The organism is Enterobacteriaceae bacterium Kacie_13 (assembly GCA_013457415.1).
In the GTDB taxonomy this organism is placed as follows: Bacteria; Pseudomonadota; Gammaproteobacteria; order Enterobacterales; family Enterobacteriaceae; genus Rahnella.
Window position 1 is genome coordinate 4,594,261 of sequence record CP045665.1, and the last position, 15,007, is coordinate 4,609,267.

General features: G+C 49.5%; 13 protein-coding genes, 1 rRNA gene and 1 pseudogene. 7 read left to right on the forward strand and 8 right to left on the reverse strand.

Annotated features, from left to right (window positions below; translation table 11 throughout):
- Nucleotides 1-369 precede the first annotated feature (369 nt).
- The 3 genes from GE278_21075 to GE278_21085 all read left to right on the forward strand — a co-directional run bounded on the left by GE278_21075 (nucleotide 370) and on the right by GE278_21085 (nucleotide 4,515).
- Nucleotides 370-1,779, forward strand: a complete 1,410-nt coding sequence (locus GE278_21075; protein QLK63092.1) for a glutamate--ammonia ligase — start codon at nucleotides 370-372, stop codon at nucleotides 1,777-1,779.
- A 266-nt stretch (nucleotides 1,780-2,045) separates the two neighbouring features.
- Nucleotides 2,046-3,095: a nitrogen regulation protein NR(II) gene (locus tag GE278_21080; protein QLK63093.1), complete on the forward strand. Its 1,050-nt coding sequence runs from the start codon at nucleotides 2,046-2,048 to the stop codon at nucleotides 3,093-3,095.
- A 7-nt stretch (nucleotides 3,096-3,102) separates the two neighbouring features.
- Complete coding sequence (locus GE278_21085) at nucleotides 3,103-4,515, forward strand: nitrogen regulation protein NR(I) (protein QLK63094.1); 1,413 nt, start codon at nucleotides 3,103-3,105, stop codon at nucleotides 4,513-4,515.
- 71 nt (nucleotides 4,516-4,586) lie between these two features.
- Here the strand turns inward: GE278_21085 and hemN are convergent, their stop codons facing one another.
- From hemN to yihI, 3 genes are read right to left on the reverse strand one after another with little or no spacing between them, the layout of a single operon-like run.
- Nucleotides 4,587-5,960 (reverse strand): oxygen-independent coproporphyrinogen III oxidase, encoded by a 1,374-nt coding sequence (hemN, locus tag GE278_21090; GenBank protein QLK63095.1) that lies wholly within the window; start codon nucleotides 5,958-5,960, stop codon nucleotides 4,587-4,589.
- 7 nt (nucleotides 5,961-5,967) lie between these two features.
- Entirely contained in the window at nucleotides 5,968-6,144 is a 177-nt protein-coding gene (locus GE278_21095) for a high mobility group protein Z (GenBank protein QLK63096.1), read from the reverse strand.
- A gap of 3 nt (nucleotides 6,145-6,147) precedes the next feature.
- Nucleotides 6,148-6,699, reverse strand: a complete 552-nt coding sequence (yihI, locus tag GE278_21100) for a Der GTPase-activating protein YihI (protein ID QLK63097.1) — start codon at nucleotides 6,697-6,699, stop codon at nucleotides 6,148-6,150.
- Nucleotides 6,700-7,284: 585 nt separating this feature from the next.
- Here yihI and GE278_21105 point away from each other — a divergent pair.
- Nucleotides 7,285-7,929: a YihA family ribosome biogenesis GTP-binding protein gene (locus tag GE278_21105; protein ID QLK63098.1), complete on the forward strand. Its 645-nt coding sequence runs from the start codon at nucleotides 7,285-7,287 to the stop codon at nucleotides 7,927-7,929.
- A 99-nt stretch (nucleotides 7,930-8,028) separates the two neighbouring features.
- A pseudogene (locus GE278_21110) lies at nucleotides 8,029-8,231 on the forward strand (hypothetical protein).
- A gap of 81 nt (nucleotides 8,232-8,312) precedes the next feature.
- On the opposite strand, the gene polA reads toward GE278_21110, so the two are convergent.
- The 4 genes from polA to GE278_21130 all read right to left on the reverse strand — a co-directional run bounded on the left by polA (nucleotide 8,313) and on the right by GE278_21130 (nucleotide 13,522).
- On the reverse strand, nucleotides 8,313-11,117 hold the full coding sequence (polA, locus tag GE278_21115) for a DNA polymerase I (GenBank protein ID QLK63099.1): 2,805 nt from the start codon (nucleotides 11,115-11,117) through the stop codon (nucleotides 8,313-8,315).
- 388 nt (nucleotides 11,118-11,505) lie between these two features.
- Nucleotides 11,506-12,129 carry a thiol:disulfide interchange protein DsbA gene (gene dsbA, locus GE278_21120; protein QLK63100.1) on the reverse strand — a complete coding sequence of 208 codons (624 nt, stop codon included), beginning with the start codon at nucleotides 12,127-12,129 and terminating at the stop codon, nucleotides 11,506-11,508.
- A 44-nt stretch (nucleotides 12,130-12,173) separates the two neighbouring features.
- Entirely contained in the window at nucleotides 12,174-13,160 is a 987-nt protein-coding gene (locus GE278_21125) for a serine/threonine protein kinase (GenBank protein QLK63101.1), read from the reverse strand.
- A gap of 92 nt (nucleotides 13,161-13,252) precedes the next feature.
- The gene (locus tag GE278_21130) at nucleotides 13,253-13,522 is read right to left on the reverse strand and encodes a DUF1040 family protein (GenBank protein ID QLK63102.1); all 270 of its coding nucleotides are present in this window, start codon (nucleotides 13,520-13,522) and stop codon (nucleotides 13,253-13,255) included.
- A gap of 152 nt (nucleotides 13,523-13,674) precedes the next feature.
- Between GE278_21130 and mobA the strand changes: the two genes are divergently transcribed.
- Together mobA and mobB are read left to right on the forward strand one after the other, a co-directional pair.
- Nucleotides 13,675-14,262 (forward strand): molybdenum cofactor guanylyltransferase MobA, encoded by a 588-nt coding sequence (gene mobA, locus GE278_21135; GenBank protein ID QLK63103.1) that lies wholly within the window; start codon nucleotides 13,675-13,677, stop codon nucleotides 14,260-14,262.
- Nucleotides 14,259-14,789 carry a molybdopterin-guanine dinucleotide biosynthesis protein B gene (gene mobB / locus GE278_21140; protein QLK63104.1) on the forward strand — a complete coding sequence of 177 codons (531 nt, stop codon included), beginning with the start codon at nucleotides 14,259-14,261 and terminating at the stop codon, nucleotides 14,787-14,789. The genes mobA and mobB overlap by 4 nt, the downstream gene beginning before the upstream one ends.
- A gap of 94 nt (nucleotides 14,790-14,883) precedes the next feature.
- On the opposite strand, the gene rrf is transcribed toward mobB, so the two are convergent.
- A 5S ribosomal RNA gene (rrf, locus tag GE278_21145) occupies nucleotides 14,884-14,999 on the reverse strand.
- Between the last annotated feature and the right edge of the window lie 8 nt (nucleotides 15,000-15,007).

A 15,007-nucleotide genomic window follows, 5' to 3' on the forward strand; every position in this document is an offset into this window, starting at 1 on the left:
CAAGGATCTTGTTGAAACAACTTAAGGATGGTTACTTTGTGATCCCTTTCACGGTGCAAAAAGAACACTGAACCAATATGACGCACCACTTTGGTGCTTTGCATCTCACGATTAGCACCATTGTAGTGCATAAACTCCGTTATGGTGCATACTTATTGAGAGCAAAAGCCCTGTAAAATGGCGTTGTTTGCATTTTCTCAAAGTTGGCACAGTTTTCGCTATACCTTTTGCAGGGTGAAAAGAGTCTTATCAGACAATAATAGTGCTGTTTAGGCCACACGCCAGTTCCAGTAAGGCTGTTATTTCCAACTAAAGACCAAAAATGGTTATTCGTTCCACGACGATAATGAGAAATTCGGGAGAACTAGTATGTCCGCTGAACACGTTTTGACGATGCTGAATGAGCATGAAGTGAAATTCGTAGATTTACGTTTCACTGATACCAAAGGCAAAGAACAGCACGTCACCATTCCTGCACACCAGGTTAGCGCCGACTTCTTCGAAGAAGGCAAAATGTTCGATGGCTCTTCAATCGGTGGCTGGAAAGGCATTAACGAATCTGACATGGTTCTGATGCCAGATGCCAGCACTGCTGTTCTGGACCCATTCTTTGAAGAAACCACACTGATCATTCGTTGCGATATCCTTGAGCCAACAACGCTGCAAGGTTATGACCGTGACCCACGTTCAACGTCCAAGCGTGCTGAAGATTTCCTGCGTGCTTCCGGCATCGCGGACACCGTTCTGTTCGGGCCAGAGCCAGAATTCTTCCTGTTTGATGATGTACGTTTCGGCAGCAGCATCTCCGGTTCTCACGTGGCTATCGATGATATCGAAGGCGCATGGAACTCTGCGACCAAATACGAAGGCGGCAACAAAGGCCACCGTCCTGCAGTAAAAGGCGGCTACTTCCCGGTTCCTCCGGTCGACTCCTCTCAGGACCTGCGTTCTACCATGTGTCTGACCATGGAAGAAATGGGCCTGGTTGTTGAAGCTCACCACCACGAAGTAGCAACCGCTGGTCAGAACGAAGTGGCAACCCGCTTCAACACCATGACCAAGAAAGCTGACGAAATCCAAATCTACAAATACGTGGTTCACAACGTGGCTCACGCATTTGGTAAAACCGCGACCTTTATGCCAAAACCAATGTTTGGCGATAACGGTTCCGGTATGCACTGCCATATGTCTTTGTTCAAGAACGGTAACAACCTGTTCTCTGGCGACAAATACGGTGGCCTGTCTGAAATGGCACTGTTCTACATCGGCGGTATCATTAAGCATGCTAAAGCGATCAACGCCTACGCTAACCCGACCACAAACTCCTATAAGCGTTTGGTCCCGGGCTACGAAGCACCAGTCATGCTGGCGTATTCTGCGCGTAACCGTTCTGCATCCATCCGTATTCCTCACGTATCAAGCCCTAAAGCGATGCGTATCGAAGCACGTTTCCCTGATCCAGCGGCTAACCCATATCTGGCGTTCGCTGCACTGATGATGGCTGGCGTCGACGGTATCATCAACAAAATCCATCCTGGTGATGCGATGGATAAAAACCTGTATGACCTGCCACCGGAAGAAGAAGCAGAAATTCCAAAAGTTGCAGGTTCACTGGAAGAAGCAATGAACTGCCTGAGCGAAGACCGCGAGTTCCTGACCCGTGGCGGCGTGTTCACTGATGATGCAATCGATGCTTACATTGCTTTGCGTAAAGAAGAGATGGATCGCGTTCGTATGACTCCGCACCCGGTTGAGTTCGAACTGTACTACAGCGTTTAATAAATCAGCCTCTACCCTTTGGGTTAGAGCTGAACTCAGCGTCCGTCTTCTGGCTGGCGCTGAACGTAATACCCGACTGAAGGTCAGGTAGTGAGAAACCTTCAGCGTCAAAATTAAGTAAGACGATTTAATTTGTTGCCGTGGAAACTTTCAGCCCATCTCCGGATGGGCTTTTTTCTCCACACTCTTTCCTGCTTAACCCCTCTGACCCGTGAATTCGCCGGGTAACGAGATAAAATGCACCCTCAGGTGCGGGAGACTGCGGTATGGCAACTGGCAAACTGCCCGATGCTGGGCAGATCCTCAATTCCTTAATCAACAGCGTTCTGTTGTTGGACGACGATTTGGCGGTGCATTACGCCAACCCGGCGGCTCAGCAGCTGCTGGCGCAAAGTTCCCGCAAACTTTTTGGCACACCTTTGCCAGAGCTGGTGGGATATTTTTCGCTGAATATCGAGTTGATGCGTGAAAGTCTGATGGCCGGACAGGGCTTTACAGACAGCGAAGTGACACTGGTGGTGGATGGCCGCGCGCATGTGCTGTCACTGACCGCGCAGATGCTGCCGGAAGGTTTCATATTGGTGGAACTGGCCCCAATGGATAATCAGCGCAGGCTGAGCCAGGAACAATTGCAGCATGCTCAACAAGTTGCCGCGCGTGATTTAATCCGCGGTCTGGCGCATGAGATTAAAAATCCGCTCGGTGGATTGCGTGGCGCGGCTCAGTTGTTATCAAGAGCGCTCCCTGATCCGGCGCTACTGGAATACACCAAAGTCATTATTGAGCAGGCCGACCGCCTGCGTAATCTGGTTGACCGATTGCTGGGGCCACAGCGGCCAAGCCAGCACGTGACGCAAAGTATTCATCAGGTTGCAGAACGTGTTTGCCAGCTGGTGTCGATGGAGAAGCCGGACAATGTTCAGCTGGTCAGGGATTACGACCCAAGCCTGCCAGAACTGGCACACGACCCCGATCAGATTGAACAGATTTTGTTGAACATCACCCGCAATGCCCTGCAGGCACTCGGGGAAGAAGGCGGGACAATTACATTGCGTACGCGCACTGCTTTCCAGATCACGTTACATGGTGTGCGTTATCGTCTGGCGGCCCGTATCGATATTGAAGATGACGGCCCCGGCGTACCGGCCCATTTGCAGGACACCCTTTTTTACCCCATGGTCAGTGGTCGCGAAGGAGGCACCGGTTTGGGTCTGTCCATCGCGCGCAGTTTGATTGATCAGCATTCGGGTAAAGTTGAATTTAACAGTTGGCCAGGACACACCGAATTCTCGGTTTTCCTGCCTATTCGCCAGTGAGGTTCTTATGCAACGAGGGATAGTCTGGATCGTCGATGACGATAGCTCCATCCGCTGGGTACTTGAACGTGCGCTCACTGGAGCAGGTTTACACTGCACGACGTTTGACAGCGGTAATGAAGTGCTGGAAGCCATTGCGACTCAAACCCCTGACGTTTTGTTATCAGATATCCGCATGCCTGGCATGGACGGTTTAGCGCTGCTGAAACAGATTAAACAGCGCCACCCGATGCTTCCGGTCATCATAATGACAGCGCATTCCGATCTCGATGCCGCTGTCAGCGCTTATCAGCAAGGTGCGTTTGATTATCTGCCAAAACCGTTCGACATTGATGAAGCTGTAGCGCTGGTTGAACGCGCCATCAGCCATTATCAGGAACAACAACAACCTGCCCGTACGCAGCCCGCCAGCGGTCCGACGGCTGACATAATTGGCGAAGCGCCAGCCATGCAAGATGTTTTCCGCATCATCGGCCGCTTGTCCCGCTCGTCGATAAGCGTTCTGATCAACGGCGAATCCGGTACAGGTAAAGAACTGGTCGCCCATGCTCTTCACCGCCACAGCCCACGTGCTAAAGCCCCTTTTATCGCGTTGAATATGGCCGCAATCCCGAAAGACCTGATCGAGTCAGAACTGTTCGGCCACGAGAAAGGCGCATTTACCGGCGCGAATACTGTTCGCCAGGGGCGTTTTGAGCAGGCCGATAACGGCACGCTGTTCCTCGATGAAATTGGCGATATGCCGCTCGACGTACAAACCCGCCTGCTGCGCGTGCTGGCAGACGGTCAGTTCTACCGCGTCGGTGGTTATGCACCGGTGAAAGTCGATGTGCGAATCATCGCAGCGACACACCAGAATCTGGAACTCCGGGTTCAGGAAGGCAAATTCCGTGAAGATTTGTTCCACCGTCTGAATGTGATCCGCGTGCATTTGCCACCGCTGCGTGAACGTCGTGAAGATATTCCGCGTCTGGCACGCTATTTCCTGCAAGTTGCCGCGAAGGAGCTGGGCGTAGAAGCGAAGAATCTGCATCCGGAAACAGAAACTGCGCTGACGCGTCTGCCATGGCAAGGTAACGTGCGCCAGCTGGAGAATACCTGTCGCTGGTTAACCGTAATGGCGGCCGGTCAGGAAGTGCTGATTCAGGACTTGCCGAGCGAGCTGTTTGAAACCTCGGCGCCCGAAGCGGGCGGACAGAGTTTGCCAGACAGCTGGGCAACGCTGCTGGCTCAGTGGGCGGACCGCGCCTTACGTTCCGGTCATCAAAACCTGTTGTCAGAAGCACAGCCTGAAATGGAACGCACTTTGCTGACTACTGCACTACGCCATACGCAAGGGCACAAGCAGGAAGCGGCCCGTTTACTGGGCTGGGGACGCAATACTCTGACGCGTAAACTGAAAGAGCTGGGCATGGAATAACTTTTGCGCCCTAAAGCAAAACAGCCGCAAAAGCGGCTGTTTTTATTTGCAGAGAACGGTGAGTTTGAAGATCAGATAACTCGGGAGAATTGCTGCTGGCGCACCTGGCGGCGCAGATAGATATCAAAACACATACAAATATTGCGGATCAGTAAGCGTCCGCGCGGCGTGACCTGAATATGTTTCTCGTCCACTTCTATCAGCCCATCCGCCGCCAGCGGCGCCAGCAAGGCTAAGTCTTCGGCAAAGTACTTATTGAACTGAATGCTGTAACGTTTCTCGATACCTGCAAAATCCAGCTCGAAATGGCAGATCAACGCTTTGATCACATCACGGCGCAGGCAGTCATCATCAGTCATTTCCAGCCCCCGCCACAACGCATCCCCCTGCTCTTCTACACGTGCATAATAGGTTTTCAGGTCTTTCTCGTTCTGCGCATAGGTATCGCCCAGCATGCTAATGGCGGAAACGCCCATACCCAGTAAATCGCTGTCGCCCTGCGTAGTGTAACCCTGAAAATTGCGGTGTAACTTGCCTTCGCGCTGCGCAATCGCCAGTTCGTCATCCGGGCGGGCAAAGTGATCCATCCCGATAAAGCAGTAGCCGGATTCTGTCAGTGAACTGATGGTTTCCTGCAGGATTTTCAGCTTCTCTTCCGCACCAGGCAAATCGGCATCTTTGATTTTGCGTTGGGCTGCGAAAAGTTTTGGCATGTGGGCATAGTTGAATACGCTAAGGCGATCGGGGCTCAGCGCGGCGACGCGTTGCAGTGTATAGGCAAAACTTTCGGCGGTTTGTTTTGGCAGGCCGTAAATGAGGTCGATATTGGTCGAGTTAAAACCCAGCGCGCGCGCGCGTTTGATCAGAGCAAAAATGAAGTCTTCGTCCTGCTCACGGTTAACCAGAAGCTGCACTTCTTTATTGAAATCCTGCACGCCCATGCTCAGACGATTGAACCCTTCACTGCGCAGGTGATCCAGTACATCCAGCTCGATTTCACGCGGATCAAGCTCCAGCGACATTTCCGCATCCGGCATGAGCGTGAAATGTTCCCGCAGAAGGGCCATCAGACGGCTTATCTGGGCTTTAGTCAGATAAGTGGGAGTACCACCACCCCAATGGAGTTGACTGACGTGACGGTCCTTAAAGAGCGGCGCACGGTGGCGGATCTCTTTTTCAAGTACGTTCAGGTATTCTTCGGCTTTATGCTGCTGGCGGGTGACTAGCTTGTTGCAACCGCAGAAGTAGCAGAGCTTATGGCAGAAAGGAATGTGCACATACAGCGAGAGTGAACGATCGGGAAAACGGGCAGCGGCTTTTTCAAAGGCTGTATTATCGTAGCTTTCGCTGAATTCAAGTGCTGTTGGGTAGGACGTATATCGCGGGCCAGAGTAGTTGTACTTCTGGATCAGCGCTAAATCCCAGACGGTGGTCTGTTCTGACATGGGTAACTCACTCCTTCCGGCGTCGGATGCTGCCGGTTCGCCTTACCGGCAGGCTTTTGGCCTGCCGTGCAAAGGTCGCTCTGCGCAAACGTGCTTTGGTTTTCGATAACCGCCATAGTTTACCGAATAACCAAAGCAGATAACACGCAAAGAGTAAGGCTATTGCCGGAATGACCCAGCTCATGGCTTAGAAACCGTCTGTCGGGTTCCCGCGCTTGAGCAGCTGCATCATGTCTTCGTTCTTTTCTTCTTCATCATCTTCGTCATCACCAAGTTCGATACCCAGCAATTCCATCAGAACGTCGATACGGTCCAAAGTCTGATCAACATACGCCTGATCTTCAGCGCTCAGTGCTTTGCCGTCATCGATAAGATCCAGCAAACCATCCAGGCGTTGATCATTTTCCAGCAACGTCAGTTCTTCTTCCGGCGTCATTTTTGGTTTCGGATCTTGCACTGGCTGCGCGGCTTTCTTCGCTTTAGGTGCATTGTTCATGACGGTTTCAACGATCAATGGCACGGCTTTTTTACTGCCAATGCGCGGATCGGTTTTTTTCGCTGCTGCGCCGCTCTGGTTTTGGTTTGCATCAGGGTTCGCACGGGAACCCGCCTTACGGCCGCGGCGGCGGTTGTCACGCTTGCGTTCGCGCGCTTCAATATCGAGCTCGACGCGATTCTTTTTTCTCTTCGGTTTAGCTGTCGCGGTATTGGCGCGCGGGGCTTTCGCTGGCTGTTTCATGGCTTCTGCTCTTAGGTGTGTACATTTAGTATAGATTTGCGGCGGAATCTAGCAGAAAGCGACCAAAGAAAAAAGGCAGCAAGTGGACCTTGCTGCCTTTTTCTTTCCTTCATGCGAAGGATATCCATCAAACACTTTCCCTGTATAGCGTCAACTTCCCGGTTTTTCCTTTGCCTTTCAGGGCCTCCAGCCCCGTTCATCCTTAAAGCGCCCTGCATTTCCTGTATTCCTTGAAGGCTCTTATCGTCCGTGTATCCATTCTTGCCTTCATTGCGTAAGAAATACTTTACCCTATCGCCGCAAAGGCTCAAGATACTGCGCTGCCGTCTTACGCTTACAGACTGTGCTTTATTCTTATCGCATTGAATCTAAAGTGAATTAGAAAATACGGCGACACAATAAGCGAAATAACCCGCATTATGAATAGCAAATGTCTTACATCATGAAGGCCATTTTCCCCCGCCTTCATCTCTGTGGTCCCTTCGCATCATCATTCGGATTGTAAAAACACTGAACGTATCCGGGCGCAGTTGCAGTTATAATCGCCAGTCAGCCAGATACACAAGCCTCACGGAGACGCACGTTTTGACCAGCCAAACTTACAACTATCATATGACCCATTTCGTCCTGAGCGCCCCGGATATCCGGCATCTGCCGAGTGACGCAGGCATTGAAGTCGCATTTGCTGGTCGTTCAAACGCCGGCAAATCCAGTGCGCTAAACACGCTGACCCAGCAGAAAAGCCTGGCGCGTATCAGTAAAACACCTGGCCGTACGCAATTAATCAACCTCTTTGAAGTAGAGCCGGGTATCCGCCTGGTCGATCTGCCAGGTTATGGCTATGCGCAAGTTCCGGAAGAGATGAAACGTAAATGGCAGCGTTCGCTGGGCGAATACCTGCAGATGCGTAATTCGCTGAAAGGGCTGGTGGTGCTGATGGACATCCGTCACCCACTTAAAGATCTCGATCAGCAGATGATTCAGTGGGCTGTTGATGTCGGTACACCCGTGATGTTGCTGCTGACCAAAGCCGACAAGCTGGCCTCGGGCGCACGTCAGGCACAGGTCAAAATGGTCCGTGAAGCCGTGAAAGAATTTATGGGTGACATCCAGGTTGAAGCGTTCTCTTCACCGAAGAAGATGGGTGTGGATAAACTCAATGACAAACTGAACACCTGGTTCAATGAAATTCCACCAGAAGTGTTGGAAGACGAAATTTCAGGTGAATAGACCGCTGCAAAAAATGTAAGTTAAGAACATCACGGGCGGCCATTGGGTCGTCCGTTTTTTTTTGCACTTTTCCACTTGCTGGCTGAGTTCAACGTCAAAATTAGCCAGTGTTCCTCTGAAAAACACAATAAAAAACGCCCCAGACATAAATGCCTGGGGCGGCTAAAATATTCAGCCAAATCCGATTACGTGAAGTAAAAGGTCTGAAAGATAGAACATCTTACCTCTGTACCCTACGAGAGAAACTTTACCCTATTTCATCACGGGGAAAAAGAACTTTTTGTAGTTTACTTACACAATAATTGAGGATTATGCGATCACCTTCATGATCTGAACCTATAATTATGTAGCTTAATTACAAAAAAAGCTTAATAACTATCCACTTAGTGAGCTTGATCCCAATTTTCGCCGGTACCGACATCCACTTTCAGCGGAACGGCCAGTTCCATACTCGCTTCCATCAGATTGCGGATTTTCTCACTTGCAGCCTCAACGTCGTCATTGTGAACTTCAAAAACAAGTTCATCGTGTACCTGCATAATAATCCTGGCACGCGGCGCATCAGGTTGTTTCAGCCAGTTCGCGACGCTTATCATTGCACGCTTGATGATGTCAGCAGCCGTTCCCTGCATCGGGGCATTGATTGCGGCGCGCTCAGCACCCTTGCGACGCATGGCATTGCTGGATTTAATATCCGGCAGATACAGACGTCGGCCATCCAGCGTTTCAACGTAGCCTTGTTCCGAAGCCTGAGTCCGTGTGCGCTCCATGTATTCGAGTACGCCCGGATAACGTTCAAAATAGAGATCCATATAACGCTGGGATTCTTTACGCGGAATATTCAGCTGGCGCGAAAGACCAAATGCACTCATACCGTAAATCAGCCCGAAGTTGATGGCCTTCGCACTACGGCGCTGCTCGCCGGTGACGTTCTCCAGCGGTGTGCCAAAGACTTCAGCTGCGGTGGCCCGGTGGATGTCTTTACCTTCCGCAAAAGCTTTTAGCAGGCCCTCATCTTTTGATAAGTGCGCCATGATACGCAATTCGATTTGTGAGTAGTCAGCAGCCAGAATGCAGTAATCTTTCGGTGCAATAAAAGCCTGACGAATACGCCGGCCTTCATCATTACGTACCGGAATGTTTTGCAAGTTCGGATCGCTGGAGGACAGACGTCCGGTCGCTGTGACAGCCTGATGATAAGACGTGTGCACACGGCCAGATTGCGGGTTGATCATTAATGGCAGTTTGTCGGTGTAAGTCGATTTCAACTTCGCCAGTCCGCGATATTCCAGAATGACTTTCGGCAGTGGATAATCCAGAGCCAGTTCAGCCAGCACTTCTTCGTTCGTCGAAGGTGCGCCACCCGGCGTTTTCTTCAATATTGGCAGCTTTTGCTTTTCATACAAAATGGCCTGCAATTGCTTAGTCGACGACAGGTTAAAAGGTTCTTCCGCCAGCTCGTGCGCTTTATTTTCCAGTTCATTCAGGCGGATGGCCAGTTCTTTGGAATGGGCAGCTAAAATATGCTGGTCTATCAGGACACCAGTACGCTCAATGTGAGACAGAACCGGTACCAGAGGCATTTCGATATCGGTGAATACTTTCTTCAGCGATTCGCTTTCCTGAATACGCGGCCAGAGAGTCTGATGCAGTTGTAGCGTGACATCGGCATCTTCCGCCGCATACGGTGCAGCCTGTTCAAGCGCAATCTGGTTGAAGGTCAGCTGGTTTTTACCTTTGCCAGCGATCTCTTCAAAACCAACCGTTTTATGGCCCAGATAGCGATCCGCCAGGCTGTCCATATCATGGCGACCTGAGACACTGTCGAGCACGTAAGACTCGAGCATGGTATCAAACGCAATTCCTTTCATTTCGATGTCATAACGCAGCAAAATGCCGCGATCGAATTTCAGGTTCTGTCCGACTTTCAACTGCTTCTCATCTTCCAGTAAAGGCTTGAGCTGTTTCAGTACGTCAGTGCGATCCAGCTGCGACGGCGCATCCAGATAATCATGCGCGACGGGAAGATAAGCCGCTTTACCCGCTTCGGTCGCAAAGGATAACCCAATCAGATTAGCCGTCAGCGTATCCAGACCATCGGTTTCAGTATCGAATGCGAAAACTTCTGAGGCTTTCAGGTAGCCGATCCACTGATCAAGCGTGTCCTGATCAAGAATCGTAACGTAGCCGTCCTGAGTAAGTTGATTACGCTCGACAGGTTCAGCCGCAGGTATATTTTCAGCGGGTGCGCCTTTCTTAGCAGAAGATGTCGCTTTTGCAGCCGATTTTTTACCGCTCAGCCAGGCACCGGATTCGACATCGGCCAGCCAACGCTTGAACTCATAACGGCCAAACAGCTGATGAAGTTTATCGGCGTCCGGCTCGGAGACTGTCAGCTCGTCGCAAGTTACATCCAGTTTGACGTCAGTTTTGATCGTCGCCAGCTGGTAAGAGAGGTAAGCAACGTCTTTATTATCAGCCAGTTTCGCTGCCATAGTTTTAGAACCACGGAAGCTTAATGTAGAAATCTTATCAAGATCGGCATACAGCGCATCAAGCCCACCGATCCCCTGCAATAAAGCCTGTGCAGTTTTCTCGCCAACGCCCGGTACACCTGGAATGTTGTCCGAGGAATCACCCATCAGAGCCAGAAAATCGATAATCAGTTCCGGAGGCACGCCATATTTTTCAACGACTTCATCCGGCCCGAGGATGGCGTTATTCATGGTGTTAATCAGCGTTACACCCGGCGTGACCAGCTGCGCCATGTCTTTGTCGCCGGTGCTGATCAGTACGGCATGACCAGCCTTTTCCGCTTCGAGTGCCAGTGTGCCAATCACGTCATCCGCTTCTACACCAGACACCACCAGCAACGGTAATCCCATCGCTTTAACCATCTGATGCAGAGGTTCAATTTGTGAACGCAAATCATCAGGCATTGGTGGGCGGTGAGATTTGTACTGATCAAACAGTTCATCACGGAAGGTTTTGCCTTTCGCGTCAAACACGACAGCAACATGGCTCGGTGTGTATTGCAACAACAAACTGCGCAACATATTCAGCACGCCATACATCGCGCCCGTCGGTTCACCCAAGGAGTTCGTCAACGGGGGAAACGCATGGTAAGCGCGGTAGAGGTAGGACGAACCGTCTACCAGGATCAATGGGTTTTCTGCTATCTGGGCCATAACTCTTCTTTATTCGTGATCAGACATGCCCTAAGGATGCCATAGCCGGTGGGAAAGACGAACCTTGCGAAGGAAATTCATTGCAAACTTGTGGGGGATCTCGAAGGATCATCCTGTGGATAAGTTTGTGAATAGTTTTTATTAGAAATGATTAGCTGAGGGTATTGGAAAAATCATCTCTAATTTTAAGTACTGCTATCATCAGGTTATCGAGTTTTTACGTGAAACATTGATGTAATAGAAACTTAATAGGTATTGTGGATAGTAATATTCATCGGAAGTGGAACATAATTAAAATCATTTATATTTCAGGTTTTTACTTAAGACAAAATATCCATTTTTAGAGGATATAATGCCAGCTTGTTAGCTGGCATTGGGATGATAATTCTTATTTTTTGGTCGCCAGGAAATTGATCACATCTGAATATTGTTTGACATACATATCCATAGAACTAGTATCAAGGCCGTCGTTTTTCACCATATATTTGCCATTTACAAATACAGAGGGAACGCCTTGCAGACCCAGGTCAGCGGCGGCTTTCTCTTGTTGTACAACAAGAGATTTCACCACGAAGCTGTTTAGTGCCGCATCGTAATCTTCGCCTTTCACTCCGGCCTGAATAAAGACTTTACGAATATCATCAGCATTCTGCACAGACTGTTGCTTCTGCACGGCATCAAACATCAGCGGGCTGACTTTATCTTCTACACCCAGCGCGATGGCCACAGCCCACGCCTGAGTTAATTGTTTACCTAACGGGCCCAGGAATTCAACGTGGTATTTGGCGTATTTAACATCTTTAGGCAGGTTCTTACGGATGTTGTCAGATACATGCCAGACTTGTTCAAACTGATAACAGTGTGGGCAATAAAATGAGAAGAACTCGAGTACCTGTGGCTCATTAGCAACGGTTTTATCTAAAGTAACGTACTGTGCACCATCTGAAAATTGTGCCGCAGATACACTGAAGGCCATAACCATACCAACCAGTGCCAGGAATATCTTTTTCATATAAAGCCTATCTCCAATTAATTAAACTTCGACGTTAATCATACTCAATACATTGGCATCAACTGCAAAGGAGGTGCCTTTAGTTTCTTAATTTGCTCATTAAAAGCAGCGATCTGACCTCGCCAAAAGTCTTCATCCGTCATCCACGGAAAACTTTTAGGAAATGCAGGATCTTCCCAGCGACGAGCAACCCAGGCCAGATAATAGACCATGCGCATCGCACGCAGTGGTTCAATTAATGTCAGTTCGCGGGCATCGAAATCAGCGAATTCTTCATATGCTTCCAGCAAAACATCCAACTGAAGGCGCTGTTCGCTTTGATCACCGTGAAGCAACATCCAGAGATCCTGTATAGCCGGGCCATTGCGCGCATCATCCATATCGACAAAAAGCGGGCCATCACGCCAGAGAATATTCCCTGGATGACAATCCCCATGCAGACGCAGCGGCTGCCAGTCAGAATGCCAATACTCTTTTGTCGTGTTGATCAGATTATCTGTTGCCTGTAAGAAAGGCTCACGCAGGCTTTTGGGGATCAATGGACATTTTGCGAGTACTTCACGCGGTTGCGTAAAATATTCATCAAGACCCATTGTCGGGCGGGCAGTAAAGAGACTTTCTTTGCCTACCTGATGAATACGGCCCAAAAAACGCCCAACCCACTCCAACTGGTCGAGGTTATCGATTTCATACTGGCGACCACCCACGCTGGGAAACACGGTAAACATGTAACCCTGATGATGATGTAATGTATTTTCATTGATGGTAAGCGGGGCTACTGCAGGTATTTCAGCCTCAGACATATCGTGTGAAAAACGGTGCTCTTCATGAATCTGCTCTTCAGTCCAGCGCTCTGGACGATAGAACTTCACCACATAGCGTTTTCTGTCTTCGCAGAGAAACTGATATACCCGATTCTCATAGCTGTTTAATGCAGTGAGGCCGGACTCTGCACGCAGACCGACACTCTCTAGCGCATCAAGGATAAGATCCGGCGACAATGCCTGAAAATTGAAAGCTGAATTATTCATAACTTCATTCGGATTGGCCGCGCAGAAAAATGACGATGGGAAATAGTATCATCTATTTTTCGCGGTTCGCATGAAGTTCACATAAGTTTACATCAATCTTTAATCACACCGCGGGCACGCAGAAGTGCCGTTTTAAAATCATCCTCGTAGTCTTTCTTCAGACCAGGGATTTCCGCTGAGCTGTCAGTGCCACGCATTTTAAGGTGATAAATTAAGGTGTCGTCGCTCAATTCCGTTAATGGTCCCTGATATCCGCACTCTCCCGCCAGTTTCTGAATAAACTCCATCAGGTTAAGGTCGCAGTCTTCTTTCCATGCCGGGTGCAGTAAGTCAATCAACTCGTTTACGCGATGTTCTTTCATGATGTTCTCGTTCCGTATTAATCAGACCTTAAAAATAACAGGGTTATTTACTTAGTGAAAGAACAAGCTTATCGCGGCAAAGTTAAACCTGCTTATGCCGGAAGTTAGACGTTACAATGATCAGAATACTGAGACTTAAACAGGGGCATATCATGGAGCGCAGCTGTATTACCGGTGTTATTTTAGCCGGTGGCCGGTCAAGCAGGATGGGAGAGGATAAGGGGCTGGTTAAGGTTAACGATAAGCCTCTCTTTGAACACATCGCTGAAAGGCTTAGTCCACAAGTAGGAGAGATCCTGATCAGCTGCAATCAGAACACTGATCGGTACGGCAAAGATTTCCGCACTGTCCCTGATCTTATCCAGAATTTCTCCGGCCCGCTCGCCGGCATGTTGGCCGCTTTGACAGTGAGCAAAACGGAATGGATGTTGTTCGTGCCTTGTGATGTCCCTGGATTTCCAGATAACTTAGCAGATTCTTTTTTGGCGGAAATTGCAGGCGGGCAAGCCGTCTATGCGCGAGATCCTGTGCGGGAGCACCCTACTCTTTGTCTGCTAAACCGTAGTCTTATCCCGGCACTAAACACATATCTGGAGAATGGTGACCGGAGGTTGATGATTTTCTTCCATGATATTGATGCTAAAACCGTTCTATTTCAGGATGCTTCGCACTTCTCCAACCTCAATACGCCGGAGGATGTTTTACTATGGCAGAGCAGTCGGACAGGGCTTCCACAATGAAGAAACAAGATATACCCCTGCTCGGAATAGTCGCCTACAGCGGAACAGGTAAAACGACTTTATTGAAACAACTGATACCATTTTTACGTGGGCGCGGGATTCGCACCGGACTGATAAAGCACACTCATCATGACGTTGACGTTGATACGCCCGGTAAAGACAGTTATCAGCTGAGAAAGGCGGGAGCTGACCAGACGATGGTCGCCAGCAGTCATCGATGGGCTTTAATGACAGAAACACCACACCAGGAAACACTCGATCTGGGGTACCTGGCATCACGCTTTAATCGTAATAATCTGGATATGATTTTGGTTGAAGGGTTTAAACACGAAAAAATAGACAAAATTGTGCTGCACAGAGAGGAAAATGGCAGATCTCTAGAGCAGCTGATGGATTATCATGTCATTGCCGTGGCCAGTAATCGTTCATCGGCACACGATTGCAAATCAATTCCAATACTTGATCTTAATAAGATCGATGAAGTTGGTGAATTTATTGTCGCGTGGCTCGAAAACCAGTGCAAATAGCAGGCGTTTTCTGCACTTTTCCCTTCACCTCTCCACGAATCCCAGACAGACAAAAGCCCCGTACTTTCGTACGGGGCTTTTGTCTTTATTTGATGCCTGGCAGTTCCCTACTCTCGCATGGGGAGACCCCACACTACCATCGGCGCTACGGCGTTTCACTTCTGAGTTCGGCATGGGGTCAGGTGGGACCACCGCGCTACTGCCGCCAGGCAAATTCT

Excerpts from the sequence above, each read along its gene's own strand:
- hemN (QLK63095.1), bottom strand. The coding sequence starts at position 5,960 with ATGTCAGAACAGACCACCGTCTGGGATTTAGCGCTGATCCAGAAGTAC.
- GE278_21125 (QLK63101.1), bottom strand. The coding sequence starts at position 13,160 with ATGAATAATTCAGCTTTCAATTTTCAGGCATTGTCGCCGGATCTTATC.
- mobA (QLK63103.1), top strand. The coding sequence starts at position 13,675 with ATGGAGCGCAGCTGTATTACCGGTGTTATTTTAGCCGGTGGCCGGTCA.
- GE278_21075 (QLK63092.1), top strand. The coding sequence starts at position 370 with ATGTCCGCTGAACACGTTTTGACGATGCTGAATGAGCATGAAGTGAAA.
- GE278_21095 (QLK63096.1), bottom strand. The coding sequence starts at position 6,144 with ATGAGCTGGGTCATTCCGGCAATAGCCTTACTCTTTGCGTGTTATCTG.
- polA (QLK63099.1), bottom strand. The coding sequence starts at position 11,117 with ATGGCCCAGATAGCAGAAAACCCATTGATCCTGGTAGACGGTTCGTCC.
- mobB (QLK63104.1), top strand. The coding sequence starts at position 14,259 with ATGAAGAAACAAGATATACCCCTGCTCGGAATAGTCGCCTACAGCGGA.
- GE278_21130 (QLK63102.1), bottom strand. The coding sequence starts at position 13,522 with ATGAAAGAACATCGCGTAAACGAGTTGATTGACTTACTGCACCCGGCA.
- yihI (QLK63097.1), bottom strand. The coding sequence starts at position 6,699 with ATGAAACAGCCAGCGAAAGCCCCGCGCGCCAATACCGCGACAGCTAAA.
- GE278_21080 (QLK63093.1), top strand. The coding sequence starts at position 2,046 with ATGGCAACTGGCAAACTGCCCGATGCTGGGCAGATCCTCAATTCCTTA.
- GE278_21085 (QLK63094.1), top strand. The coding sequence starts at position 3,103 with ATGCAACGAGGGATAGTCTGGATCGTCGATGACGATAGCTCCATCCGC.
- dsbA (QLK63100.1), bottom strand. The coding sequence starts at position 12,129 with ATGAAAAAGATATTCCTGGCACTGGTTGGTATGGTTATGGCCTTCAGT.